21 protein-coding genes are annotated in these 25,949 nt (G+C 47.8%); 12 read left to right on the top strand and 9 right to left on the bottom strand.

Annotation, left to right across the window (positions count from 1 at the left end; all coding sequences use genetic code 11):
* The first annotated feature begins 28 nt into the window (after positions 1–28).
* A complete protein-coding gene (locus tag ACM5Q9_RS04615) occupies positions 29–715 on the top strand; it encodes an ABC transporter ATP-binding protein (protein WP_418143555.1) in 687 nt (228 codons plus the stop codon).
* Here the strand turns inward: ACM5Q9_RS04615 and ACM5Q9_RS04610 are convergent.
* From ACM5Q9_RS04610 to gmk, 3 genes are all read right to left on the bottom strand, one after another.
* A complete protein-coding gene (locus ACM5Q9_RS04610) occupies positions 712–2,826 on the bottom strand; it encodes a RelA/SpoT family protein (RefSeq protein WP_418143638.1) in 2,115 nt (704 codons plus the stop codon). The genes ACM5Q9_RS04615 and ACM5Q9_RS04610 overlap by 4 nt on opposite strands.
* Before the next feature lie 208 nt (positions 2,827–3,034).
* Positions 3,035–3,241 carry a DNA-directed RNA polymerase subunit omega gene (rpoZ, locus tag ACM5Q9_RS04605; RefSeq protein ID WP_418143554.1) on the bottom strand — a complete coding sequence of 69 codons (207 nt, stop codon included), beginning with the start codon at positions 3,239–3,241 and terminating at the stop codon, positions 3,035–3,037.
* Positions 3,242–3,279: 38 nt separating this feature from the next.
* Positions 3,280–3,918: a guanylate kinase gene (gene gmk, locus ACM5Q9_RS04600; protein ID WP_418143553.1), complete on the bottom strand. Its 639-nt coding sequence runs from the start codon at positions 3,916–3,918 to the stop codon at positions 3,280–3,282.
* 159 nt (positions 3,919–4,077) lie between these two features.
* Here gmk and ACM5Q9_RS04595 point away from each other — a divergent pair, with 159 nt between their 5' ends.
* Positions 4,078–4,839 (top strand): SDR family oxidoreductase, encoded by a 762-nt coding sequence (locus ACM5Q9_RS04595; protein ID WP_418143552.1) that lies wholly within the window; start codon positions 4,078–4,080, stop codon positions 4,837–4,839.
* A 133-nt stretch (positions 4,840–4,972) separates the two neighbouring features.
* Entirely contained in the window at positions 4,973–8,116 is a 3,144-nt protein-coding gene (locus tag ACM5Q9_RS04590; protein ID WP_418143551.1) for a DUF3427 domain-containing protein, read from the top strand.
* Between the two features lie 189 nt (positions 8,117–8,305).
* Here the strand turns inward: ACM5Q9_RS04590 and ACM5Q9_RS04585 are convergent, their stop codons facing one another.
* From ACM5Q9_RS04585 to ACM5Q9_RS04575, 3 genes are all read right to left on the bottom strand, one after another.
* Positions 8,306–9,109 carry an SEL1-like repeat protein gene (locus tag ACM5Q9_RS04585; protein WP_418143550.1) on the bottom strand — a complete coding sequence of 268 codons (804 nt, stop codon included), beginning with the start codon at positions 9,107–9,109 and terminating at the stop codon, positions 8,306–8,308.
* Positions 9,110–9,276: 167 nt separating this feature from the next.
* Positions 9,277–10,260 (bottom strand): Bug family tripartite tricarboxylate transporter substrate binding protein, encoded by a 984-nt coding sequence (locus ACM5Q9_RS04580; protein WP_418143549.1) that lies wholly within the window; start codon positions 10,258–10,260, stop codon positions 9,277–9,279.
* Positions 10,261–10,689: 429 nt separating this feature from the next.
* Positions 10,690–11,598, bottom strand: a complete 909-nt coding sequence (locus ACM5Q9_RS04575; protein ID WP_418143548.1) for a YicC/YloC family endoribonuclease — start codon at positions 11,596–11,598, stop codon at positions 10,690–10,692.
* A 133-nt stretch (positions 11,599–11,731) separates the two neighbouring features.
* On the opposite strand from ACM5Q9_RS04575, the gene rph reads away from it, so the two are divergent.
* The 6 genes from rph (at position 11,732) to ntrC (ending at position 18,574) form a co-directional block, all read left to right on the top strand.
* Positions 11,732–12,478: a ribonuclease PH gene (gene rph / locus ACM5Q9_RS04570; protein WP_418143547.1), complete on the top strand. Its 747-nt coding sequence runs from the start codon at positions 11,732–11,734 to the stop codon at positions 12,476–12,478.
* Positions 12,479–12,513: 35 nt separating this feature from the next.
* Positions 12,514–13,116, top strand: a complete 603-nt coding sequence (rdgB, locus tag ACM5Q9_RS04565; protein ID WP_418143546.1) for an RdgB/HAM1 family non-canonical purine NTP pyrophosphatase — start codon at positions 12,514–12,516, stop codon at positions 13,114–13,116.
* Positions 13,117–13,187: 71 nt separating this feature from the next.
* A complete protein-coding gene (gene hemW / locus ACM5Q9_RS04560; protein WP_418143637.1) occupies positions 13,188–14,357 on the top strand; it encodes a radical SAM family heme chaperone HemW in 1,170 nt (389 codons plus the stop codon).
* A 189-nt stretch (positions 14,358–14,546) separates the two neighbouring features.
* Positions 14,547–15,959, top strand: a complete 1,413-nt coding sequence (glnA, locus tag ACM5Q9_RS04555) for a type I glutamate--ammonia ligase (RefSeq protein WP_418143545.1) — start codon at positions 14,547–14,549, stop codon at positions 15,957–15,959.
* A gap of 42 nt (positions 15,960–16,001) precedes the next feature.
* On the top strand, positions 16,002–17,093 hold the full coding sequence (gene glnL, locus ACM5Q9_RS04550; protein ID WP_418143544.1) for a nitrogen regulation protein NR(II): 1,092 nt from the start codon (positions 16,002–16,004) through the stop codon (positions 17,091–17,093).
* Positions 17,090–18,574 (top strand): nitrogen regulation protein NR(I), encoded by a 1,485-nt coding sequence (ntrC, locus tag ACM5Q9_RS04545; RefSeq protein ID WP_418143543.1) that lies wholly within the window; start codon positions 17,090–17,092, stop codon positions 18,572–18,574. Before glnL ends, ntrC begins: the two co-directional genes overlap by 4 nt.
* A gap of 9 nt (positions 18,575–18,583) precedes the next feature.
* Here the strand turns inward: ntrC and ACM5Q9_RS04540 are convergent, their stop codons facing one another.
* From ACM5Q9_RS04540 to ACM5Q9_RS04530, 3 genes are all read right to left on the bottom strand, one after another.
* The gene (locus ACM5Q9_RS04540) at positions 18,584–19,354 is read right to left on the bottom strand and encodes an ABC transporter ATP-binding protein (protein WP_418143542.1); all 771 of its coding nucleotides are present in this window, start codon (positions 19,352–19,354) and stop codon (positions 18,584–18,586) included.
* 4 nt (positions 19,355–19,358) lie between these two features.
* Positions 19,359–21,029, bottom strand: a complete 1,671-nt coding sequence (locus ACM5Q9_RS04535) for an ABC transporter permease (RefSeq protein ID WP_418143541.1) — start codon at positions 21,027–21,029, stop codon at positions 19,359–19,361.
* 67 nt (positions 21,030–21,096) lie between these two features.
* Complete coding sequence (locus ACM5Q9_RS04530; RefSeq protein WP_418143540.1) at positions 21,097–22,134, bottom strand: Fe(3+) ABC transporter substrate-binding protein; 1,038 nt, start codon at positions 22,132–22,134, stop codon at positions 21,097–21,099.
* 181 nt (positions 22,135–22,315) lie between these two features.
* Between ACM5Q9_RS04530 and ACM5Q9_RS04525 the strand changes: the two genes are divergently transcribed.
* From ACM5Q9_RS04525 to ACM5Q9_RS04515, 3 genes are all read left to right on the top strand, one after another.
* Positions 22,316–22,702 (top strand): Rid family detoxifying hydrolase, encoded by a 387-nt coding sequence (locus ACM5Q9_RS04525; RefSeq protein ID WP_418143539.1) that lies wholly within the window; start codon positions 22,316–22,318, stop codon positions 22,700–22,702.
* Between the two features lie 72 nt (positions 22,703–22,774).
* Positions 22,775–24,796 (top strand): ATP-dependent DNA helicase RecG, encoded by a 2,022-nt coding sequence (gene recG / locus ACM5Q9_RS04520; RefSeq protein ID WP_418143538.1) that lies wholly within the window; start codon positions 22,775–22,777, stop codon positions 24,794–24,796.
* Positions 24,797–24,926: 130 nt separating this feature from the next.
* Entirely contained in the window at positions 24,927–25,892 is a 966-nt protein-coding gene (locus tag ACM5Q9_RS04515; RefSeq protein ID WP_418143537.1) for a LysR substrate-binding domain-containing protein, read from the top strand.
* The last annotated feature ends 57 nt before the right edge of the window (positions 25,893–25,949 follow it).

Genomic DNA, 25,949 nt, shown 5'->3' with positions numbered 1-25,949 from the left:
CGTTAGACATAATTTGAGTAGTTGATTTATGAAAAACATATTTGCCCTGGAAGTAAATGGTCTGAATAAAGTGGTTGAGGATGCCAATGGCCAGCTTCGTATTTTAGAAGATATTTCTTTTTCACTCGAAAAAGGTAAGACACTGGCAATTACCGGAAGTTCTGGTTCTGGCAAATCTACCTTGCTGGGTATTTTGGCTGGCCTTGATGTGCCCAGCCAAGGTACCGTGCACCTGATGGGACAGGACCTGTTTATGCTGGATGAAGACCAGCGGGCCCAGTTGCGGGCGTATCATGTTGGTTTTGTGTTCCAGTCTTTTCAATTGCTGCCTAACTTGACAGCCCTGGAAAATGTTATGCTGCCTCTGGAACTGCAGGGTAAGCGCGCCAGAGAGGCTGCTTGGGTCATGCTGGAGCGCGTAGGCCTTGCCGGACGTTCCCATCATTATCCCAAGACCCTGTCTGGTGGAGAGCGCCAGCGTGTGGCTCTGGCGCGTGCTTTTGTGGTTGAGCCGGCTATTTTGTTTGCTGATGAGCCCACCGGTAGCCTGGATGCCACGACGGGCGCGAATATCATGGATTTGATGTTTGCCTTGCACCAGGAAAAACGCAGCACTCTGGTCTTGGTTACCCATGATGCAACGCTTGCCAGCCGCTGCCAGCAGCAATTGGTCTTACAGGCGGGCAGGATACAAAGCACCAGCCCGTCTGCTTAGCCTTTGACCCTTACAATTTTGGTAACCTGAGGTACATGCCTTACCAGGCGGATGACCTTGGCCAGGTGCTTGCGGTCATCTACCTGAATGGTAATTTGGATAGTTGCGGTTTCCAGGGCTTCTTCGTTCATTGACATCTGGATGATGTTTGAGTCGGCAGTGGCAATTTGAGCCGCGATGCGTCCCAATACCCCTTTTTCATTCTTGATGGTAATTTCAAGACGGGTGGGCAGGTGCTTGGCGGTTTCCTGGTCCCAGCTAACCGAAGAGACCCAGCGTTCCGGTTCTCGGGCACGTTGGCGAAGGGCTGCAGGGCAGTCCTCGGTGTGAACGACCAGTCCTTGGCCGGGTCGAATGCAGCCAATAAGCACATCACCGGGAATCGGGCAGCAGCAGTTGGATAGCTGTGCGGCTTGTCCTTCATTGCCCTGTATGAAAATAGTCCCTGTTTTGGCTGCGGAGATTTCGTCGATGACTGCGGCACTGGTAGCCACGATTTCGTTATCGACAAGAAAGCGTCGTGCAACCACGGCGGCCAGGCGACGACCCAAGCCGATATCAGCCATGATTTCATCAATTGAACTGGCGCCCGTGCTTTTGGCCAATTTTTCCCATTGCGGATCATCTTTAGGAGGCATGGGGATATTCAGTTCTTGCAGGGCATGCAAGAGTTGTTTCTCGCCAAACTGGATAGACTCGCTATATTTGACCGTTTTAAGGAAATGACGGATTTCAGAGCGTGCCTTGCCCGTGCGCACGTAGTTCAGCCATTGGGTGCTAGGTACCGAAGCAGGGGAAGTAATGATTTCAATCCTGTCGCCACTGCTAAGCTCTGTTTTGAGAGGGACGAATTCACCGTTGATTTTGGCAGAAACCGCGTGGTTGCCGATATCGGTATGGATGAGGTAAGCAAAATCGATGGGTGTGGCACCGCGAGGCAGGGAAATAATCTTGCCTTTGGGGGTAAGCACGTAAACTGCATCAGGGAACAAGTCTACCTTGACGTGTTCTAGGAACTCGCCTGAGTCGCCGGTTTGGCTTTGGATATCCAGTAACGATTGCAGCCAGCGATGGGTTTGTTTTTGCAGGTCATTTAGCGAGATATCGTCATTTTTGTATATCCAGTGAGAGGCTACGCCTTTTTCGGCGATATGATCCATGTCACGGGTACGTATCTGGAATTCAATGGGGGTACCATAAGGTCCCACCAGGGTGGTGTGCAAAGACTGATAGCCATTAAGTTTGGGGATGGCAATATAGTCTTTGAATTTGCCGGGTACCGGGCGATACAACTGGTGAATGACACCCAGGGCCAGATAACATTCGGGCAGGGTGTGAACAATAATCCGGAAGCCGTAGATATCCAGCACATCGGAAAATGATTTTTTTTGTTCACGCATTTTTTTATAAATGCTGAACAGGGATTTTTCACGACCGGAAATTTCAGCTTCTATGCCTTGGGCTGGCATGGCGGTAGTGATATTGTCGGTGATTTTGGTTAAGACTTCGCGACGGTTACCCCGAGCCGCCATGACGGCTTTGTACAGTACAGAATAACGGTTGGGCGAACTGGCTTCGAAACATAAATCCTGAAGCTCCCGTACCAGGGAGTTAAGGCCCAGACGATGGGCAATAGGGGTATAGATTTCCAGGGTTTCGTTAGCCACGCGGCGCCGTTTGGCTGGGTCTACCGCGTCAAGGGTGCGCATATTGTGCAGGCGATCGGCCAGCTTGATCAGAATGACACGTACGTCTTTGGCCATGGCCAGCAGCATTTTACGGAAGCTTTCTGCCTGCTGTTCGGCTTTGGTGGCAAAGTTCAGCTTTTCGAGCTTGGTCAGGCCATCAACCAGATTGGCAACATCAGGATTGAATTTTTCAGCCAGTTCAGACTTCAGTACACCCTGGTCTTCGATAACATCGTGCAGCAAGGCTGCCATCAGGGCATTAACGTCTAGTTTCCAGCTGGCGCATATTTCGGTAACGGCAATGGGGTGGGTAATGTATGGAGCACCACTGGAGCGAAATTGCCCAAGGTGTGCCTGGTCTGCAAAGCGGTAAGCTTCACGTACCTTTTCAATATCCTTGCTGTCCATGTAGTTTGACAGCATGTCGGTAAGTTTGGCCAATGAGGCAATTGATGGATCATTGGCCGGTACCGGTTTGCCTGATTCCAGCTTGGTGGAATTTTCAGCAGGTGGGGATTCTTTCTGTTTTCTTTTAAAGGGTGACCCGGCACGCAATGCATGCAAAATAGTGGATGAAGCGCCCTTGATCCCTTTAAAAGTCATAGTGTGTTAATCCTTGCTGCTTATTGATTCAGGTGGGTACTTTACGCAGCATTTCAACACCGGTTACGCCGCTTGCAACTTCACGCAATGCAAGCACGGTGGGTTTGTCTTTGTTGCTTTCCAGACGAGGTTCGTGGCCTTGTGCCAGTTCGCGTGCACGGTAAGTGGCCGCCAGCGTCAGGCTAAAGCGGTTTGGAATTTGTTTTAAGCAGTCTTCAACGGTAATTCGTGCCATTTGATAACCTGAAAAATAGTGGGAAAATAATAGTAGGCCTACTTGGAAGAGGCATCTGAAATGCCCAGTTCGGCGAACAGCTTTTCGTGTCTTGCAGCTTGTGCTGCATAGCGTAAACGAGCGGTAGCAACTATTTGCTGCAGCTCATGAAGTGCGACGTCGAAATCATTGTTAATGATAACATATTCACACTCTGGAGCGTGTGCGATTTCGCCTCCGGCCGCCAATAAGCGGCGGGCAATCACGCTTGGCTCGTCTTGTCCACGGCGGGTAAGCCTGTTTTCCAGCTCTTCAATAGAAGGCGGCAAAATAAAGATATCGGTTACTTCAGCAAATTGTTGCCTTACCTGGCGGGCTCCCTGCCAGTCAATTTCCAGCAAGACATCCTTGCCGGCAGCAATTGCCTGCTTGATGAAGGTTTTGGGCGTGCCATAAAAATTGCCATGCACTTCAGCCCACTCCAGCAAATCATTGTTTTCTTGCAGGGCCTTGAATTCTTCTACAGTGATGAAATGGTATTCACGACCGTTTACCTCGCCTGGCCGGGGCGGGCGGGTGGTACATGAAACAGATAGTTCAATACCCATGTCATTTTTCAGCAGGGCATTAACGAGACTTGATTTTCCGGCACCGCTGGGAGCGATAATCATAAATACATTACCGGGGTATTTCTTCATGGTGAGGCGTCCATTTTTTTACAAGTAGCAAGGATAACAAAAAATTACGCATTATTTACAATAAACAGGAAAAAAGTCCGCGCTAAACATCAGTAAGTGGTGTCATCACGCCCCATTCTTGGTAGCATTGCCAAGTAAAACATGATGGAGAATATAACAATGAATATTTCAAACCATAAAGTAGCGGTGGTCACAGGAGCAGGCTCGGGGATTGGCAGGGCGGTGGCACTGGAGTTATTGAGCGCAGGTTACCGGGTGGTGTTGGCCGGAAGACGGCAGGAAGTTCTGGAGCAAACACGTACGGCAGCCGGACTGGATGCGGTAAGGGCCCTGGTGGTGCCTACCGATGTGACCAAGGAAAACGAAGTGAAAGCCTTGTTTGAGCAGGCCCAGCGTGAATATGGCCGGGTGGATGTGCTGTTCAATAATGCGGGCAAAAGTGGTACAGCGGTACCGATTGATGAGTTTTCCACCCAAGAGTGGCGTGACATAGTGGATGTAAACCTGACGGGCATGTTCCTGTGCGCCCAGGCCGCTTTTCATGTGATGCGGCATCAGAATCCGCAGGGGGGCCGTATTATTAACAATGGTTCTATCTCAGCCACAGCACCACGCCCCATGTCGATTGCTTACACGGCCACCAAACATGCCGTTACCGGCCTGACCAAAACCATTTCCCTGGATGGCCGTGCCTACAATATTGCCTGCGGCCAGATTGATATTGGTAATGCCGGCACCGATATGACTGAAAGAATGAAGCAAGGCATTTTGCAGGCCAATGGTGAAATCATGGCCGAGCCGATTATGGATGTGGCCCATGTGGCACAAACCGTTCGTACCATGGCCGATTTCCCGCTGGAAACCAATGTGCAGTTTGTGACGATTATGGCAACGAAGATGCCGTTTGTGGGGCGTGGGTAGGCTAAACCGCTTGATGAATCGAACAGTTTTTGACATGGCTAATCCAATGAAGCAGCGAATCACGATTACTTGCCGTGTATAAACTGTTTGATTTATTGCAATGGATTTATTTTAATAAAGAGCAAAACATCATATGCAACAGATCGGGATTTATGAGCAGCTTATTACTCAACTCATTACAAAACGTTTAAATCGAGACAAATTTTATGTTGGGGAGCGAGAGCTTGAGCCTGCTGAAGCATCAATGTGGCTTTCTAGGTTTTTATGCCATGTTTTTGAGTATGCTATTTCCTCAATTCCTAGTGGTGAGAATCAGGTCCAGCAACAAGTCCAGTTATCAAATGAACTATTGTTTTGGTTGAAAAACAAACTGAATGATAAGGATTTCATTGATGATAATTTGCTTGATTGTCAGGGTAAAATTCTGACTGCTTTGTTTGAGAAAGAGAATCCGATTGCTGCTGATTTTAATAAATATGTCGATGATGTATTCCCTTTAACAGGGTTAAGTCAAAGTGAGTTGTTTAGTGGTAGTAATGCTGGCTTGTCGTTAGATTCTGAAATCAAAAGAGAAATACTGTCTTCTGACAAAATTTATTGGCTTGTTTCATTTATTAAATGGACGGGCATTCGTATTTTCAGTAAAGAGTTGGAAGCGTTCACGAAAAGTGGCCGTGAATTGAAGGTGATTACGACTTCTTATATGGGTGCAACCGATGCCAAGGCTGTTGAGTTTCTGGCTAGTTTGCCCAATACAGAGGTTCGGCTTAGCTACAACACACAGCGTGAGCGTTTACATGCTAAAAGTTATCTGTTTATAAGAAATACAGGATTTAATACTGGATATATTGGGTCTTCAAATTTATCGCATTCTGCTTTAACCAGTGGTCTTGAATGGAACTTGAAAATTACATCTCAAGAAATTCCGCATATTATTAATAAATCAATTAGCACTTTTGAAACTTACTGGGCTTCCAATGATTTTGAGGTTTTTGATGGTCAGGTGGAAAGCGTTGGTAAGTTGAAGCAAGCTTTACAAGAAGCTCGTGGTGGACAGTCTGCTAGTAAGCAGCATTTTTTTGACATAAAACCATTTGCTCATCAGCAAGAAATCTTAGAACAATTGTTGGTGGAGCGTAATTTGCATCAACGATTCAGGAACCTGGTTGTCGCGGCAACAGGAACCGGAAAAACACTTATTTCAGCGTTTGATTTTGCTCGATTTGTAAAGCAAAAACCAGAGGCTAAATTTTTATTTATTGCGCATCGTGAAGAAATTTTGAAGCAAGCCAGAGAGGCTTACAGAGGGGTGCTTAAAAATGGTCATTTTGGTGAAATCTGGGTGGGTGCTTATCAACCCGATCATTATCATCAGTTGTTTGCTTCAATTCAAACATTAAATAATCAACTAGCGGCTTTAAGCTTAACCCCTGATTATTATGATTATATTGTGATAGATGAAGTGCATCATATTGCCGCCAGTAGCTATCGTACGGTCATTAATTACTTCAAACCAGAAATTTTACTTGGATTAACTGCAACACCAGAGCGTCATGATGGCGTCGATATTTTGTCTGATTTTTGTGGTGTGATCGCCGCAGAAATCCGTTTGCCCGAGGCCATTAATCAACGTCATCTTAGTCCTTTTCAATATTTTGCGATTGATGATGATACTGATTTAAGAAATATCAGTTGGAGTCGCGGTCGGTATGATATTGCGCAATTAAGCAATGTTTATACTCATAATCAACAACGCGTGAATAAGATTGTTAGGAGTCTGCAGGAAATTATTACTGATACGAGCAAAATGAAAGCATTGGCTTTTTGTGTGAGTAAAGATCATGCGAATTATATGTGTCGCCAATTCTTGCTGAAAGGCATTCCTAGTGATGTGCTTACTAGCGATAATCGTCATGAGCGTCAACAAAAACAACAAGCCATTCGATCTGGGCAAATTAATGTTCTTTGTGTTGTAGATATTTTCAATGAAGGGGTGGATATACCTGAGGTGGATACCTTGCTGTTTTTACGGCCAACTGAAAGTTTGACCGTTTTTCTACAACAGCTGGGTCGTGGATTGCGATTGTCTGATGAGAAAGAATGTTGTACGGTGTTGGATTTTATTGGGAACTCAAGACCTGAGTATGATTTCTCGAATAAATTTCGTGCTTTGGTCGGTAAAACTAATAAGGCTGTTGTTGAGGAAATTAAACAAGGGTTTCCACATGTACCCCTTGGGTGTCGCATTGAACTGACTAAGCGATCTCAGGAAATTGTATTAAAAAATATTCGGCAAGCCAGTTTAAATACAAATAGATTAGTGGGGTTGATACGGCAATATTCTCAGCAAACAACTTTTCCACTTAGCCTAAGCAATTTTTTAAAAATTTACCCATTTATTGACTTGAACGATTTATATAAATTGGGTAGCTTTACCGGCTTGCTCATTAAAGCTGAGCAAACTGATGTCAATGGAAATATCAGTCAATCGGTGTTAAGCAATTTTGAAAGGGCGATTAAAACACGGCTTTTATCTACTGATGCTTATGACTATTTGTGTTTTGTCAGAAATTTATGTCAGCATGACTTTAAGCTGAAAGAAGAAATGAGTCCGCGTATGGCGTTGATGTGTCATTATGATTTTTGGCAAAAATCCGGCGTAGAAGTTGGGTTTTCAACGTTGCAAGATAGTTTGAAAACGTTTGATATTCCGGCTTTAAAATCTGAGTTGTCAGATCTTTTGACTTTATTGTTGGATCGAATACAACATGAGCAAAATGAGCTGCCGAATTTACCAGGGGTTCCTTTAAGTCTCCATGCACGATATGCGCGTGAGCAAATTTTAGTGGCTTTTGGTGCTTCTACTTTTGAGCGACAAGCGCCTGCTAGGGAAGGGGTGCTAGAAATAAAAGATCAGAATATCGAGTTATTGTTTGTGACGTTAAACAAAAATGAAAAGCAATTTTCACCAACAACGATGTACCATGATTATGCAATCAATGAGCATCTGTTTCATTGGCAGTCACAAAACAGTGCGCGCCCGGATCATGGAAAAGGGGCCACATATATTCAGCATAAGCAATTAAACAAAAGGCTATTTTTATTCGTTCGTGAACAAACCAAGGATGAGTACAAACGAACGATGGGATTTGTGAATTTTGGTGAGGTTGAGTATATTTCACACACAGGCTCACAACCCATGAATATCACCTGGCGCTTAAAAACACCCATGCCACCATTTATGTGGCACCAGGCTGCTAAGCTGGCAGTGGGTTAAACGTCATGCGCAACTGGTTGAGAATCTTGAACAGGCGCTGGCTATGTTTATTAAGCGATTTTTGGAATTTTGGGGATTTATTACCAGAAATCCAGGACGCTTTTCCGGAAAGGAACGTTTGCCAGGAAAGGGCGGCATACAGCCTTTGTTGATGCAAATGTTTCATTTCGAGGTGAAGTAGTGTGTTGATTACTTTAGGCTTCGATGAGCATCACAGCCATCTTGCAAACCTTCGTCACACGATTTGGCAAACCATTCTTTTGCCTTGGCATGGTTTTTACGGACACCATGACCATTGGCGTACATGTTGCCCAGACCTAACAGGGCATGCGGATGACCTTGTGCTGCGGCTTTTTCATACCATTGACGGGCTTTCTTATAATCTACAGGCACACCGTTACCATCAGCGTATATGGTGCCCAGATTATACTGGCCATCTGCGTCACCTTGTGCTGCCGCTCTTTCATACCAGATACGGGCAACGGCATAATTTTGATGGACACTATGGCCATTGGCGTACATGGTGCCCAGATTTGCTTGGGCAGGCGCCAAGCCTTTGTCAGCGGCTTTTTTATACCAGTAATAGGCGTTGGAGTAATTTTGGGGGGCGCCTTTACCAAAAGTGAACATGAGGCCCAAATTATACTGGGCATCTTCGTCGCCTTGTGCGGCAGCTTTTAGATACCAATGGAGCGCTTTTTCATAATCTTGAGGGACGCCGTTACCTTGGTAGTATATGGTACCCAGGTTAAACTGGGCCCCTGCATGGCCGTTTTCGGCCGCTTTTTCATACCATTGACGTGCTTTGGCCTTATTTTGAGTGACGCCATAACCCTTGTCGTACATGACACCCAGATTATTTTGGGCTTCTGCATTGCCTTGCTTGGCTTGCTGGATAATGGCTTGATAATCTGGCTTTGTTTGTGCCGCAGCGCTGTTTCCTAGCGAAGCACATAAACTGAGGGTTAAAGCAATCATGGATCGACGTAACATACGGCATCACTCTCATTGTTATTAAGCAGATTTCGTGCTTCGATATTGAATAAATGCTTTGATTTAAGCTTTCATAAGCATGACTGTTATTTGGTATAACATTATCACACAACTCACGAAATCATGCATTTTATGTACAACGGGCTGATGGCAGTTTTAGCTTTGTATCAATCCAAACTGATATTCGCTTTTTGAATTAATCCCTTATAAGTCTCCTCTTTCTGATCCAGGCGTTGACCCAATTCGTTTAATGGCCAGGTTAGCGGATCAAAAGCGAAAGAGTCAAAGCGTTTGATCACTTCAGGATCAGACAGCACCTTGGCCACATCGGTCTGGATTTTGTCACGTACCTCTTCTGGAATGCCTTTGGGGGCCAGCAGCGAAACAATTGAATTGACATCCAGTTCGGCTGGGCCGCCGGCTTCAGCAACGGTAGGGACATCCGGGAATAGGGGGTGTCGTTTGGGGGCGGCAATGGCAAGGTAACGCAGTTTGCCGCTGTCGTAGACCGGACGGGTGGAAGGAATTGTGCCATAGGCCCAGTCCACTTCACTGTTGGCAACGGCCGTATACAGCTGGCTGACTTCCTTGTAGGGAATGTGCAACATTTTTGTGCCGGTAAGTGAGTCTATCCATTCACCACCCAGGTGCCCGGGGCTGCCAACAAACCATGAGCCATAGGTGACGTTGTCGGGTTTGGTTTTGGCAGCCTCGATAAGGTCTGTCATGTTTTTCCAGGGAGATTTGTCGCTCACGGCAATCATGAAAGGCGTGTAAAACAGGGGGGCGACCAGTTCAAATTTTTCACGCGGGTAGTAGTTGCGCGACTTGTACAGGTGAGGCAGGGCAGAAACGTGCTCACTGTCCAGTTGTAGTAAAGAATAACCATCGGCAGGCCGCTTGCTAACGGCTTCCAGCGCAATGAAGCCACCCCCACCGGGACGGTTTTCCACAATCACCGGCTGCCCCCATATTTTACCCAGCTCCTGGCTTAGTATGCGCAAGACAACATCTGGGCCACTACCTACTGAAAAGGCGCTGTATAGGGTCACCGTTTTTTGTGGAAAGTCGGTGTTGGCCTGGGCGGCATTGCCAAGGCAGGCAAAAGATAATGCAGCGGCAATTAACGTGGTTTTCTTGAAAAATAACATGGGGTCTCCTGATGCCAAAATGTATAGATATATGTATTTAAAGTGGATTTTTTAATGTGGCGACATTTTTCTTTTTTATGGGCCGCTTTATAACAATATAAGATTGCTTGGGCGGTTATCTTGATAGGGAGTATGTCTGCCTGTTGTTTTAAGCTAGGTTTTATAAGGCACCATTATGGATGAATAGCGATACAGTTTGAAATGAAATTTAATTGTCTGTCATAACAAAAAGTATATGGCTGAAAAGAATTGGTTTGCTATTTACCGCAGTTTCACGTAAATCGGGTTTGCAAAACTGGCGCTCATCAGGCAGGTTTTAGGTTGGAAAATTTGATTTTTTGAGTTAGCCTCAATCCAGCGGCTGGCCAAATCCAACAAGCCAGTCGCCAGTGTGTGGCAGCCCTTAAATTAATTATTTATTCTAATTATTTATTCAATATTTTGCGACTGCTCGCGAAGCTGTTCTATATACAGTTTCAGGTTAATCACGGCCTGGGTAACTTCCAAAGAGCTGGATTTTGAACCCAGGGTATTGACTTCACGGTTCATTTCCTGAAACAGGAAATCAAGCCGTTTGCCGGTGCTTTGTTTGCTGTTGGTTTTGCAATCCAGCAACAATTGCAGTTCTTTAATGTGGGAACGCAGGCGGGTGATTTCTTCTTCCACATCAATGCGCAAGGAAAACAAGGCCGATTCGCTGGCAATGCGGGCAGACAGTTCTTCTCCACTGAGGTGCTGCAAACCATTTGGGCAGGCTGCTTCAAGCGTTTCCTGCAGTTTGGTGGCCAGTTTGGTGCGGTATTCTGCATGCACGTCTGGCAGAAGGGTTTCCACCTTGTCAACAATTTCAGTCATGGCCGAGGCGTATGCGCGCATGGCGCTGGCAAGGCGTTCGCCTTCGCGATTGCGTGCGGTAATAAATTCTTCAATGGCCAGACGTGCGGTTTCCAGGCACTGTTTTTGCCATTCGGTGCTTGAATCAGGTTTGGCTTTCTGGCTGGGCCAGCTAACCAGGTCTATCAGTTTGGGGGCTTCGGTTTCAGGAATAATGGCACGCACGTCTGCCAGCAGGGTGGCAATACCTTGCAGCAATGCCGGGTCTATTGAAAGGGTACCCGCATCCTGGTTTTTAATGAAGGAAACCCGTGCTTCCAGTTTTCCACGGTTGATTTTGCCGGTGAGCAGCTCACGCAGGCCGTTTTCCGTTTGCCGCAATTCATCGGGAATGCGAAAATTCAAATCCAGATAACGGCTGTTAACACTTTTAAGTTCTACGGTAATGTTACCCAGTTCCGATTCGGTCTGGGCGCTGCCAAAAGCAGTCATGCTTTGAATCATAAATATTTCCAAAGTATATGTTGGTAAATTTTGTTGCTGTGGTATGTTAATCCACAACGGACAATAAGGAAAACCCCAATTTTCAATGTCCTCATACTACAATGTTAGCAACGTAAATAACATAGGTGAAAGCATGCCCGGCAATGATCTGACAATAGACTTCAAACGACCTTCAGACAGGGAACCCAACGGCTTGCGAAATGTGCAGGTTGAGCGTTCTTACACACCCTATGCAGAAGGATCAGTATTAATCAAAATGGGCAATACGCATGTGCTGTGCAATGCCAGCGTTCTGGAGAAAGTGCCACCTTTTTTAAAAGGGCAGGGAAAAGGTTGGGTAACGGCCGAGTACGGCATGTTGCCCCGGTCTACCCATACCCGCAGTGATCGCGAGGCAGCTCGCGGCAAGCAAAGTGGCCGCACCCAGGAAATCCAGCGTCTTATTGGCCGCAGCCTGCGTGCCATTATCGATCTTGAAAAGCTGGGCGAGCGCACCATTCACCTGGATTGTGATGTGATTCAGGCCGATGGCGGCACCCGTTGCGCCAGTATTACCGGTGCCTGGATTGCCCTGGCTGATGCGGTTTCACACCTGCTCAAAACCGGACAACTCACCGAAAATCCGCTTAAAGATCGAGTGGCGGCCATTTCTGTGGGTATGTACAGGGGCTATCCTGTCCTGGATCTGGATTACGAAGAGGATTCCAACTGCGACGCTGACATGAATGTGGTCATGACGGGCAGTGGCCAGTTTGTCGAGGTTCAGGGTACTGCCGAAGGGCATGCCTTCAGCCGCCAGGAGCTGGATAGCCTGCTGATGCTGGCTGAAAAGGGAATTGCCGGTTTGCTGCGCGTTCAGCAAGATGCATGGCCGGTTTAATCATTGTCAAGTAACAACAATCAGGACGTAATGTGGTGAGTTTCAAGGGAAAAGTGGTACTGGCTTCCAATAACCAGGGTAAGCTGAAAGAGTTCAAGGCATTGTTCGAGCCTCTGGGCATAACGCTGATTCCTCAAGGGGAGCTGGGCGTGCCCGAGGCCGACGAGCCTTTTGACACGTTTGTGGAAAATGCCCTGGCCAAGGCGCGTCACGCCAGCAAGTGTACCGGACTGCCTGCGATTGCCGATGACTCTGGTTTGACCGTTAATGCACTGGGTGGTGCACCAGGCGTATTGTCAGCCCGTTATGCCACCTTGTTCGGTGAGGAAAAATCAGACCAGAACAATAACCTGCGTTTGTTAAAACAACTGGAAAATGAAACTGACCGTTCTGCTGCCTATATCGCTTTGCTGGTGTTTGTAAGGTCTGCCGCTGACCCTTGTCCCATTATTGCTCAAGGTATCTGGAAAGGAAAAATTGCCACACAGGCAGCCGGTAATAATGGTTTTGGCTATGATCCTTACTTTTATTTGCCTGAATTGGGTTGCACGGCTGCCGAGTTGGCGCCTGAAGTGAAGAACCGCCAAAGTCACCGGGCAATTGCCCTGAAAAAACTGCTTGCCGAGCTGCAGGATTGAATCAAGGCATCATGAAAGAAATCATTCCTGTTTTTCCCGAGCTTTCCCGCCCAAAGAAACAGGTGGGTGGGATGGTCAACCGCGACATTTCATTTACCCAAGGCTTGCCGCCATTGTCTTTGTACATTCATGTGCCTTGGTGTGTAAAAAAATGCCCGTATTGCGACTTCAATTCGCATGCGCAAAAGGGCGAGTTACCAGAAGAGCGCTATCTGGATGCCCTGTCTGCCGATCTTGAACAAACCCTGCCGCTTATATGGGGGCGGCAAATTCATACGGTGTTTATTGGCGGTGGCACGCCCAGCCTGCTTTCCGCACAAGCGGTAGAGCGCATGATGGCCATGCTGCGTAATTATTTAAATCTCTGGCCAGACACCGAAGTCACCCTGGAAGCCAATCCCGGCACGGCAGAGGCGACACGCTTCAAGCATTATGCCGAATCTGGCATTAATCGGATTTCACTTGGCATACAAAGTTTTGACGATACAGCGTTGGGAGTATTGGGACGTATTCATGATAGCCGCCAGGCCATAGAAGCGATTGAAATGGCGCAAAAGGCTGTCAGCCGCGTTAACCTGGATCTTATGTATGCCTTGCCGGGCCAAACCCTGGCGTCTTGTCGAAAAGATCTTGAGACCGCCCTGTCTTTTGGTACCGATCACTTGTCTTTGTACCATCTCACGATGGAACCCAATACGGTTTTTGCCAAATATCCGCCTTCGGGCTTGCCCGATGACGATGCCAGCGCGGCCTTGCAGGACATGTTAATCGAACTGACTGCCGCACAGGGGTTTGAACAGTATGAGGTATCCGCTTATGCCCGTCCAGGGGCAAGGGCTAAGCATAATGTAAATTATTGGGAGTTTGGCGATTACATTGGGATTGGCCCCGGTGCGCACGGCAAGCTTAGTTTTCATGACCGCATTGTACGCACTGCCAAAGTGCGTAACCCCGATTCCTGGATGGAAAAAGCCTTGCTGCGTGATGGTTCCCATTTGGCTGAAGAACGTCAGCTGGATAGCGCTGAATTGCCTTTCGAGTTTATGCTGAATGCATTGCGCCTTAAAGATGGGGTGCCGGTGTCGTATTACGAAGAACGCACCAGCCTGTCCCTGGCGGGTATTAGCCGTCAACTCGAGGCAGCGCTTCAAAAAGGCCTGCTGGATGCCGACCCCATGCGTATCAAGGCTTCACCGCTTGGCTGGCGTTTCCTGAACGATTTGCAAGGGATGTTTCTATAATGCACCAGCATGAGGCATCCTGTTTCATTTGCACCAATGTGGTGCAAAAATTTTCTGTATTTATGCATCAAGATGCTGCGATAATGATGTAAATCGCTCATTAGTGTGCATAAATAATTGGCACGATTATTGCTTTATTTGTATTGAACGGCCTGATTGGCTTGCAATTACGCTTTCCCTGGAGAAAACATGACAACCCCACAAGATATCCTGAAATTGATGAGTGAACGTGAAATCACTTTTGTGGATTTCCGCTTTACCGATACGCTTGGTAAAGAGCATCATATGACTGTTCCTTCCAAAATGGTTGATGAAGACAAGTTTGAGTCTGGCCAGGCTTTTGACGGGTCCTCTATTGCCGGCTGGAAAGGTATCGAGGCATCGGATATGCTGTTGATCCCTGACGCAAACTCGGCCCGTATTGACCCGTTTCGCGAAGAACCAACCCTTATCCTGACTTGTGATGTGGTTGAGCCTTCCGATCTCAAGGGATATGACCGTGACCCTCGTTCTTTGGCCAAACGCGCTGAAGCTTACCTGAAAGCCAGTGGCCTGGGTGATACTGCTTATTTTGGCCCCGAGCCCGAATTCTTTGTATTTGATGGCATTACCTGGTCTGATGACATGTCCGGTTGCTCGTATAAAATCAAATCCGATGAAGCTTACTGGTCTCGCAGTGAAGAGTCCGAGCAGGGCAATCATGGCCATCGCCCACGTGTCAAGGGCGGTTATGTCCCTGTTTCACCCGTGGATTCTTTTGCGGATATGCGTTCTGAAATGTGCCTTTTGCTTGAGCAGCAGGGCGTACCGGTAGAAATCCATCACCATGAAGTGGCCGGTGCCGGCCAGCTGGAGATTGGTACCAAATTCAGCACCCTGGTAGAGCGTGCCGACTGGAACCAGATCATGAAATACACTATCCATAACGTTGCCCACGTTTATGGTAAAACAGCCACCTTCATGCCAAAACCTGTGGTGGGTGATAACGGCTCAGGCATGCACGTTCACCAGTCTATCTGGAAAGATGGCCAAAACCTGTTTGCCGGTAACGGTTATGCAGGCTTGTCTGAATTTGCCCTGTACTATATTGGCGGTATCATCAAGCATGCCCGTGCCCTGAATGCGATTACCAATCCTGGCACCAACTCTTACAAACGCCTTGTGCCTCATTATGAAGCACCGGTAAAACTGGCTTATTCCGCACGCAACCGTTCTGCTTCCATTCGTATTCCTTATGTCGGGAATCCAAAAGCGCGTCGTGTAGAAGCCCGTTTCCCCGATCCTCTGGCTAACCCGTACCTGGCATTTTCCGCCCTTATGATGGCTGGTCTGGATGGGGTCCAGAACAAGATCCATCCTGGTGATCCTGCTGATAAAAACCTGTACGATTTGCCCCCGGAAGAGGATAAAAAAATCCCAACCGTGGCCGCTTCACTGGAAGAAGCCCTGGCAGCACTGGATGCAGACCGCGAGTTCCTGACACGTGGTGGCGTATTCAGCAATGAAATGCTGGATGCCTATCTTGAATTGAAAATGCAGGAAGTAACCCGTTTGCGTATGACAACCCACCCGGTTGAATACGATTTGTATTATTCACTGTAAGCTGACAGTAGCTAACATGACATGACATGACAGGAGAAGAAAATGCACATGAACGGGCTTTCTCCTGTCACTCTTCAGGATTGCAAGGCATTTGAGCTGCTTTCCACGGCCGTTTTCTTGTTAGACCAGGATGGCATAATACGGTGGGTGAACAATGCGGCGCAAAATCTGCTTGAACGTTCAAGCCGCTCTTTGGAGGGTTTGGACGCCAAAAAACTGTTTGAAGATGAAAGTGCGTTTGAGCACGCTTTTTCGGCCATTTTGCATGGTGAATCCAGTTCATTTGGATTAATGGACAGTCTGGTTAAAAACCAGGGGCAAGACAAGTTGCTGGTGAGTGCCACGTTGCAACGGTTGTACCAGCAGCCCTGGAGCGTGATTCTGGAAGTGCGTGAAATTGAACAGCATACGCTGGCCCAACGCAATGAACGGCTGATCAAAGAACTGGAAATTCATCAGGAAACCTTTCGTAATCTGGGTCATGAGGTTAAAAACCCCTTGGGTGGATTAAGAGGGGCTGCGCAATTACTCGAGATGGAGTTGTCTGATCCTGCCTTGCGAGAGTATACCCAGGTAATTATTGCCGAGGCCGACCGTTTGCAAGAACTGGTTGATCGCCTGATCAGGCCGGGCCAGGGAAATCTGGAATTGTCTGCCATTAATATTCACGAAATTTGTGAGCGTGTGTATGCCTTGCTCAAGGCAGAATACCGGGATGATATTACGATTGTGCGCGATTACGATGCGTCAGTTCCCGAGATGCAGGCGGATAGGGATAAATTGCTGCAGGCATATCTTAATATTGGCCGGAATGCCGCCCAGTCATTGCTGTCCGGCAACATCAAGGACAAGCCTACTATTACCTTAAGGACCCGCGTCCTTAACCGGCATTTACTGCTGAATAAATTGTATCGACTGGTGGTGGTAGTGTCTGTGATAGACAATGGTGCGGGCGTGCCTGAAGCGTTGCATGATCGTGTTTTTCATCCTTTGGTAACAGGAAGGCCAGATGGGACGGGCTTGGGGCTTAGTTTGGCCCAGGAGTATGTGCGCCAGCATGGTGGACTCATCGAGTTTGATTCGGTGCCGGGAAGAACGGAATTCAGAATATTGCTACCATTGGAAACCGTATGAAAAAAATATGGGTCGTTGATGATGACCAGGCCATTCGTTGGGTACTGGACAAAGCTTTGCAAAAGGCAGGCATGCAGCCACGTTGCTTTGAGCGGGTGGGTGATTTGTTGCAAGCCCTGCAAGCTGAACGTCCAGATGTCCTGCTTACCGATATCCGCATGCCAGATATGTCTGGGCTTGAATTGCTAAAGCAGGTCAAGCACCAATACCCTGAGCTTATCGTGATTGTCATGACGGCCTTCACTGACTTGGAAAGTACGGTCAGTGCGTTTCAGGAAGGTGCTTTTGATTATCTGGTCAAGCCGTTTGATATCAATGAGGCCTTGGCCCTGATTGCCCGGGCGGTAGAGCAGGCCGCGTCAAATACAGCTAGTGCCGATATTGCCGTTTCGGCCATCGACAATGATTCCGTTGACAAGATGATGAGTAAATCATCGTCCCGTGCAATGCAGGATATTTTTCGGGCCATCGGCAGGTTGGCACCATCTAAAGTAACGGTCTTAATTACCGGAGAGTCAGGTACCGGTAAAGAGTTGATCGCCCGTGCTTTACATAAGCATGGGGCGCGTGCAAATAAACCGTTTGTGGCGTTGAATGCGGCGGCGATCCCCAAGGATTTACTGGAAGCTGAATTGTTCGGCCATGAACGGGGGGCATTTACCGGAGCAGGCCAATTGCGCAGGGGGCGTTTTGAAGAGGCTAATGGTGGAACCCTGTTCTTGGACGAGATCGGGGATATGCCACTGGATTTGCAAACCCGCCTGTTGCGGGTCCTTGCTGAAGGCAGCTTTTACCGGATTGGGGGTACCCAGCCTGTGAATGTTGATGTGCGCATTATTGCCGCTACCCACCAGCCACTGGAAACCAGGGTGGCACAGGGCAGTTTTCGTGAGGATCTTTTCCATCGCCTGAATGTTATTCGCCTGCGTGTGCCGCCTTTGCGGGAACGTAAAGAAGATATCCCGCGTTTGGTCAGGCATTTTCTTCAGCTTTCTGCGGTCAGTTTGGGGGTGAGTGCCAAGCGTCTAAGCCCGGAAGCCATGCAGGTATTACAGGAGTTTGATTTTCCGGGTAACGTCAGGCAACTGGAAAATTTCTGTCACTGGCTTACGGTGATGTCGGCTGCCAATCTTATTGAAAAACAGGATTTACCGCCCGAGCTGTTAAATAACGCGGTTTCTTGCCCTGAGACGGAAAATGTATCCGGGTATATGGTGCCAACAGAAAGCATCAGTGCTGAATATCGCCCGGATTTGGCTGGCGCAAGCTGGCAACAATTATTGGAAAAAGAAGTGCAGGCCCAACTGGCACAGGATACTTCGGGCATTATGGATAATCTGACTGCCGAGTTTGAAAAGACCATACTCGGGATCACACTTGCCTATTGCCGCGGACACCGTACCGAGGCAGCCAATCGTTTGGGAATTGGCCGCAATACGATTACCCGCAAGCTGAAAGCCCTGGGGCTGGATGACGATTAATCACGCGGTCTAGCGCATGAAAGCTTGCTCACGCAGGCTGGAAAGGCTGTCGCGACGAATGAAATCACTGACTTCCTGGCTATTGGGGTTATTGATGATTTCGTTGGGGCTTGACCATTGCAGCAGTTTGCCGTGACTCATGATGCCTATTTTATCGGCAATCGCAAAGGCTTCGGCCTGGTTATGGGTAACCAGGATGGCGCTAAGCTTGTTTTCTTTAAGAATTTCGCGCACCTCAAAGGCCAGCCTTTCGCGGCTGTCGGTGTCCAGGTTGGAAAACGGCTCGTCAAGCAACAGTATTTTGGGTGAGGGGGCGATGGCACGTGCCAGCGCAACCCGTTGTTGCTGGCCACCTGACAATTCATGCGGGTAACGTTTGCGGGTATCAGAAAGGTTGATCAAGCTGAGCATTTCTGCCGTTCGGCTTTTAATGTAAGACTTGTCTTTTTTCTTCAGGCCAAATGCAATGTTTTGTTCTATGGTCAAGTGGGGAAACAGGGCGTAATCCTGAAACATCATGCCGATATGCCGGTTTTCCGGTTCTACCATTTTTCCGGGAGCGGATAGCACTATATTGGCCAGCTTGATTTCACCGGAATACACCGGCTCAAACCCGGCAATAGATCTTAATACCGTGGTTTTGCCACAGCCCGAGGGGCCGAGCAGGCAACCAATTTCACCTTCTTGCAATGAAAGGGAAAAATTTTCAACCACGACTTTCAGCTGTTTTTGCTGAGGGTAGGCCAGTTTGATTTTATCCAGTATGAGAAGCTGATTCATGGGTTTAATAGTTGGATTTCAGTTGTGATTTGGCCAGTATGATGACAGGTAATAGCCCCGCCAGAACAATGATAAGTGCGGCAATGGCGCCTTCTTCATAAGTGCCACGGGCTGCTTCGGCATAAAGCCAGGTAGACAGGGTTTCAAAGTTCAGTGGGCGCAACAATAAAGTTGCGGAAAGTTCTTTCATGGCATCCACAAAAATAAGCAGTGAGGCGGCTCCAATGGCCGGTTTCAGCAAGGGCAGGTGAATTTTGTAGAAAGTTTGCCGTGAAGATTGGCCCAGAATGCGGGAAGCATTTTCAAGTGAGGGTGGGATGCGCGCCAGCCCAGCCTCTATGCCGCCTACGGAAATGGCCATAAAGCGAATGACATAGGCAATGATAATGCCGCTCATGCTGCCCATGATATAAAGCTGGGGAGGCAGCTGGAACAGGAAAGACATGCTGTCGGAAATAAGGGTATCTATAAGCGCATAGGGAGTAAGCAGGCCAATTGCCAGCACCGTGCCGGGTATGGCATATCCCAGGCTGCTTGCACGTACGATGAATTTACCCATGGTAAAACGGGGGTTGCGTACCACCCATACAATTAACAAGCCACACATAACGGTAATGAGCGTGGCAACGGCTGCAACGGTAATGGTGTTGAATGTTCCCCTGATCAGGTCATCGGAAACCGTACCAACGGCTTCCAGGCGTTTTATGCTTTCCGAAACCAGATAAATGGCAGGTATGATGAAGCCGCAGATAACCGGAAACCAGCCTAAGGCCATGGCAATAAGTGCCTGTATGCCGTGCAGTTTTTGAGGCTGTATGGGATGCATGCGTTGTGTGTTTGCATAACGCTGGCGCTGCCGTCCATGACGTTCCAGCCAGATTAAGGTGGTGACGACAATCAGCATGAAAATGGCAATTTGTGCCGCGCCTGCCAGGTTGGAGCGGGATATCCAGGTAGTGTATACCGAAACGGTCAGGGTTTGGATACCCAGGAATTCCGAGGCCCCGATATCATTCAGGGTTTCAAGCAGTGCCAGGCTAATGCCAACGGCAATGGCGGGACGGGCCATTGGAATAACGACACGAAAAAATGCCTCGCGACGGGTGCAGCCCAGCGTACGTGCGGCTTCTATTAGATTGGCGGCTTGCGTCATGAACATGACACGGGTACTTAAATAAACATAGGGGTACAGTACAAAACCCAGCAGAACAATTGCACCACCCATGGAGCGGATATCCGGGAGCCGGAATTGGCGTGGTGATGTGTAGCCAAGCAGATCACGAATAACAGACTGGATAGGCCCCAGCGGGTGCATGACATCAAGATAAGCAAAAGCCATGATGTAGGTGGGAACAGCCAGGGGCAACAGTAATGCCCACATTAATATGGATCGGGTTGGAAACTGGTAGGCGGTTGTTAGCCATGCACTGCCGGTGCCCAGGCAAGCAACCACAATGGCGACGCCAACCAGCAGAATCAGCGTGTTGCCCAGAGAGTTTGGAATGACATTTTGCAGCAGGCCAATCCAATGCTGGAAGTCACCGGTAAAAGCGTGCCACAACAGCGTGAGTACGGGAGCGAGCACGCAGAAGGCCACACCAAGAACTAGATAGGTTGAAGCATTAAGCGATTGTGTTTTTTTTAATGGTGGCTGTTGCAAGGTGTTTTCTAACATGCTTTTAGTAATAGTTAAGGGCGATACGCATTAAACGTACCGCCCTTATTGTAAAACAGTTATGGACTTAGTTGTCAAAACCCACTTTGTCAACAAGTTCACTGGCTTGTTTACGGAATTTGGCAATTTCAGTCACTGGCAGGTCGTCAACCTGAAGTTCGCCAATCGCGGTCATGACCGGATCCATTTCAACGCCTTTGCGAATAGGGTATTCGTAATTGGTTTTTGAGTAAAGCTGTTGGGCCTGGTCGGAAACCAGGTATTCTAAAAATTTGACGGCGTTTTCATGGTTGGGTGAGTGTTTGGCAATGGCTGCACCAGTAATGTTTACATGGGTACCGCTGTCTTTAGGGTTGGCAAATGTTGGACGAATGACCTTGATGGCTTCACCCCATTTGTATTGTTCACTGCCAGGTTCAGCATTTTTCATGCGTCCTACGTAATAGGCATTGCCGATACCAATATCGCAAATGCCTCCCAGAATGTCACGGGCCACTTCGCGGTCGCCACCGGCTGCCTTGCGGGCCAGGTTGTTTTTGACGCCTTTAAGCCATTCTTCTGTTTTTTCCGTGCCGTTATGGGCAATCATGGCAGCGATCAGGCTGGTGTTGTATGGATGCTGGCCAGAACGGATGCAGACTTTGTTTTTCCATTTGGGATCAGCCAGATCTTCATAGGTGAAGGTGTCCAGGTCAAGTTCTTTGGCGACATACAGAACCCGGTCGCGCAGGGAAAAGGCAAACCATTTATTGTCAGGGGAACGCAGATTCTCGGGGATGATTTCTTTCAAGACTTTTGAGTCAACCGGTTGCACAAGGTCCTGGTCGACGACATCCAGTAGTTTGCCAATGTCTACGGTCATCAAGACGTCAGCAGGAGAGCGTTCACCCTCGGACTTGATGCGCTCGGGTAAACCGTCTTTGATGAATACGGTGTTTGCCTTGATGCCTGTGTCTTTTTCAAAGGCTTCCAGAATAGGTTGTATAAGGCGGGGTTCACGGGTTGTATAAAGATTGACTTCACCAGCGGCAAGTGCGGAAGTACTAATTGTTAGTGCACTTAATGTAAACAAACCTTTTTTGAACAGGGTCTTTCCGGAAATCATGAGAGATAATCCTTAATTGTTGAATGAGAATGATTATTAAATCTAATACCAAAGAATTAAACCACATAATCAATTTTTTTTAAAGTAAATATTTTCTATCCTTGCTAATATATTTACAGTATTATTTATTGGTATCTGATTCAGTAACAAATAAGTCTTGGTTTAATAAAAAGGGATTCCCATGAATAAGAAAACTATTCAAACAGATAAAGCGCCTGCAGCCATTGGTCCATACTCACAGGCGGTTGTTGTGCCGGTTGGCAGCACAGTTTATTTATCTGGTCAAATCGGTCTTGATCCTGTAACGGGTGAGCTGGTTTCTGAAAATTTCGAAGAACAGGTTCGGCAGGCATTTGCCAATATGACGGCAATTATTCATGCGGCAGGCGGTTCATTGAACAGTATTGTCAAACTAACCCTGTTTGTGACGGATATCCGTAACTTCGGTATTGTCAATGCGGTTATGTCCGAGATTATTCCTCAGCCTTTTCCCGCACGTTCAACCGTAGAAGTCAGTGCCTTGCCTAAAAATGCCCAGTTTGAAGTTGAAGCCATTATTATTGTGTAATCCAGCTTTTTTTATGGGTAAATTTTCAAGGTGCCTGAAAACGTAGTTCCACAATCATCCAGGCCCGGACTGTTGGATAAAAAATTCCAATCATTGGGCCTGGAGGTTGATTTTGATTTTGTGCTTCATTTGCCATTGCGCTATGAAGATGAGACCGAGATTCACAAAATTAGCCAGATTTATCCTGGCATGAGTGTCCAGCTTGAAGGGGTGGTTATCCATTCTGAAGTGGTTTTTAAGCCCAGAAAGCAGCTTGTTGCTACTTTTAAAGATGATACCGGGCAAATTTCCCTGCGCTGGATTCATTTTTATCCGAGTCAGCAAAAAATGCTTGAGAAAGGGGGGCTGGTTCGCCTTCGCGGAGAGGTGCGCGGCAGCAGCATGTGGGGATTTGAGTTAATCCACCCAAAAATGAGCAAGGCCGGAGAAGCTTTACCCAAAACCCTGACACCTGTGTATCCAACGACAGAAGGGCTGGCCCAGCCAAGTATCAGGAAGGCAGTGTTGGCTGCATTGTCACGTACGGTGCTTGATGACACGTTGCCCGAAGTTATCCAGAAAAAGTATCAACTTCCTGATTTTGCAGACTCCATAAAGCAACTGCATCAACCGCCTGTTGGTACAGATCCCTGGCAATTAACGCAAAAACTGCATCCTGCGTGGTTAAGAATCAAGTTTGATGAGTTGTTGGCGCAGCAGTTGGCCCTGGCTGCGGCAAGAGCGGCCAGACAGCAGAAAAAATCATTTCCCATGCAGCTTCAACCACACAAACTGGCGGACAGCTTGCTGGCAGGGTTGGCTTTCTCATTAACCGCGGCACAAAAAAGGGTTATTGACGAAATCAACCATGACTTACAGCGGGAGTACCCCATGCATCGCTTGCTGCAGGGGGATGTTGGTAGCGGAAAAACCATTGTGGCCGCGATGGTGGCGGCAACCGTACTGGAAAATGGCTTTCAGGTTGCGATTATGGCACCTACCGAAATCCTGGCCGAGCAGCATTTCATCAAGATGAAACAATGGTTCGAGCCTATGGGCGTCGAGGTGGCATGGCTAAGTGGCAGCTTACGGGCTAAAGTGAAACAGGAAACGACCAATGCGATTGCCTGTGGTAAGGCGCAACTTATTATTGGCACCCAAGCCCTGATTCAAAAAAATATCGAGTTTCACCGCCTGGGCTTGATGATTGTGGATGAGCAGCACCGCTTCGGGGTAGGGCAGCGGCTAAGTTTAAGCCGTAAAGGTGAGCATCTGCTGCAAAACCAGTATATGGTACCCCATCAGCTTAATATGAGTGCGACACCCATTCCCCGATCATTGGCAATGACTTTTCTTGCCGATCTGGAAGTTTCGGTGATTGATGAGCTTCCGCCTGGCCGTATCCCTGTCGTCACCAAGCTTTTTTCCGATAACCGGCGTGACGAATTGCTTGCGCATGTAAGGCAAGAAGTTAAAAACGGCCGCCAGGTTTATTGGGTTTGCCCGCTGGTGGAAGAAAGCGAGGCGTTACAGTTGCAAACGGCAGTAGATACACATGCCCGTTTGCAGGAAGAGCTGCCTGATGTTCGCAGTGGCCTGTTGCATGGAAGGCTTAATACTCATGAAAAAGCTGCGGTTATGGATGCCTTTGTACGGCATGATCTGGACTTGCTGGTGGCCACAACGGTTATTGAGGTGGGGGTTGATGTGCCCAATGCATCGCTCATGATCATAGAGCATGCCGAGCGTTTTGGCTTGGCCCAGCTTCACCAGCTGCGTGGCAGGGTGGGAAGGGGGCAGGCCAATTCCGTTTGTGTCCTGCTTTATCAACAGCCCTTATCGAAGGTGGCTTCGCAGCGCCTTAAAGCCATGTATGAAACAACCGACGGATTTGAAATTGCCCGGCGTGACCTGGATCAAAGAGGGCCCGGCGAGTTTCTGGGGGTACGCCAATCGGGCTTAGCCTTGTTGCGTTTTGCCGATATTGAAGCGGATTACCCGATTGTGGAACAGGCAAGAGAGGCTGCGCAAGAATTGCGGGAAAACTATCCTGACGCAGTAGCAAAGCACCTTCATCGCTGGATGCGAGGAAAAGAAGATTATATTCGCACCTGACATTTAGCCGTTTTTTATGTTGAATTGACGTAATTTAACTTTTATATTGCCAAGATTACAGGTTCATGTATATTTCGATAGTTTTATTTTGTTAAAATAATAGAGAAAATCTATTATCAGGAATTTGCGTGTGACACTTACTGAACTTAAATACATTATTGCCGTAGCAAGAGAGCGGCATTTTGGCCGTGCCGCAGAAGCTTGCTTTGTAAGTCAGCCAACACTTTCAGTCGCCATTAAAAAGCTGGAAGAGGAACTGGGTGTAACTATTTTCGAGCGAGGTGGCAGTGAAGTAGGGGTAACGCCTATTGGCATGCGTATCATCTCCCAGGCACAAAAAGTGCTCGAGGAAAGCGCCAATCTAAAAGAAATTGCCAGACAGGGTCATGACCCTTTGGCTGGCCCGCTAAAAGTGGGCATTATTCATACCATTGGCCCTTATCTGTTACCCAAGCTTATTCCGGTACAAATCCAGCAAACTCCGCAAATGCCCCTGATATTGCAGGAAAATTTTACGGTTCGCCTGCTTGAACTGTTACGCCAGGGAGAGCTTGATTGCGCTATTATGGCATTGCCTTTGCCTGATGCCGGGCTTGAAATGAAACCTTTATATGATGAGGATTTCGTGGTTGCCGTACCAACCAATCATCGCTGGGCCAATGAAAAGTCGCTAAGTACCGATGATCTTAAACAGGAAACCATGCTTTTACTGGGCTCTGGCCATTGCTTTCGTGATCAGGTTCTGGAAGTTTGTCCCGAAATGTCCCGTTTTTCGGCTGCCGATGATGGCATCCAGCGTTCTTTTGAGGGATCTTCGTTAGAAACAATCCGCCATATGGTTGCGGCTGGTCTGGGTATTACGCTATTGCCCACAAGTGCGGTTTTGGAGCAGCAGGCATCAGAGAATGATCTGGTTAAGTATATTCCAATCAAAAAACCGGTTCCAAACCGTCGTATTGTTTTGGCGTGGCGTCGCAGCTTTACCAGAAGCGCCGCTATCGAAGCCTTGGCCCAGGCCGTTTTTTCATGTCATTTGCCTGGCGTGCATATGCTTCCCAATGAAAAATCCTTAACCTTGCCTGCATTTTCAGCATAATAAAGGCTATTTACCAACGATTGTGGGGTTTGTAAAACTCCTGACATAGTCCTTTAT

The sequence above is a fragment of the Advenella sp. RU8 genome, assembly GCF_048381675.1.
GTDB lineage: Bacteria > Pseudomonadota > Gammaproteobacteria > Burkholderiales > Burkholderiaceae_B > Advenella.
The sequence above is the reverse complement of the archived record's forward strand: the minus strand, read 5'-3'. Positions and strand labels throughout refer to the sequence as shown.

Coding starts and splice junctions, on each gene's coding strand:
- ACM5Q9_RS04595 (WP_418143552.1), top strand. CDS start 4,078: ATGAATATTTCAAACCATAAAGTAGCGGTGGTCACAGGAGCAGGCTCG.
- ACM5Q9_RS04530 (WP_418143540.1), bottom strand. CDS start 22,134: ATGATTTCCGGAAAGACCCTGTTCAAAAAAGGTTTGTTTACATTAAGT.
- hemW (WP_418143637.1), top strand. CDS start 13,188: ATGGTCAACCGCGACATTTCATTTACCCAAGGCTTGCCGCCATTGTCT.
- ACM5Q9_RS04540 (WP_418143542.1), bottom strand. CDS start 19,354: ATGAATCAGCTTCTCATACTGGATAAAATCAAACTGGCCTACCCTCAG.
- ACM5Q9_RS04580 (WP_418143549.1), bottom strand. CDS start 10,260: ATGTTATTTTTCAAGAAAACCACGTTAATTGCCGCTGCATTATCTTTT.
- rph (WP_418143547.1), top strand. CDS start 11,732: ATGCCCGGCAATGATCTGACAATAGACTTCAAACGACCTTCAGACAGG.
- ACM5Q9_RS04525 (WP_418143539.1), top strand. CDS start 22,316: ATGAATAAGAAAACTATTCAAACAGATAAAGCGCCTGCAGCCATTGGT.
- ACM5Q9_RS04585 (WP_418143550.1), bottom strand. CDS start 9,109: ATGTTACGTCGATCCATGATTGCTTTAACCCTCAGTTTATGTGCTTCG.
- ntrC (WP_418143543.1), top strand. CDS start 17,090: ATGAAAAAAATATGGGTCGTTGATGATGACCAGGCCATTCGTTGGGTA.
- ACM5Q9_RS04590 (WP_418143551.1), top strand. CDS start 4,973: ATGCAACAGATCGGGATTTATGAGCAGCTTATTACTCAACTCATTACA.
- glnA (WP_418143545.1), top strand. CDS start 14,547: ATGACAACCCCACAAGATATCCTGAAATTGATGAGTGAACGTGAAATC.
- ACM5Q9_RS04535 (WP_418143541.1), bottom strand. CDS start 21,029: ATGTTAGAAAACACCTTGCAACAGCCACCATTAAAAAAAACACAATCG.
- gmk (WP_418143553.1), bottom strand. CDS start 3,918: ATGAAGAAATACCCCGGTAATGTATTTATGATTATCGCTCCCAGCGGT.
- ACM5Q9_RS04610 (WP_418143638.1), bottom strand. CDS start 2,826: ATGCTGTCAAACTACATGGACAGCAAGGATATTGAAAAGGTACGTGAA.
- rpoZ (WP_418143554.1), bottom strand. CDS start 3,241: ATGGCACGAATTACCGTTGAAGACTGCTTAAAACAAATTCCAAACCGC.
- glnL (WP_418143544.1), top strand. CDS start 16,002: ATGCACATGAACGGGCTTTCTCCTGTCACTCTTCAGGATTGCAAGGCA.
- ACM5Q9_RS04575 (WP_418143548.1), bottom strand. CDS start 11,598: ATGATTCAAAGCATGACTGCTTTTGGCAGCGCCCAGACCGAATCGGAA.
- ACM5Q9_RS04615 (WP_418143555.1), top strand. CDS start 29: ATGAAAAACATATTTGCCCTGGAAGTAAATGGTCTGAATAAAGTGGTT.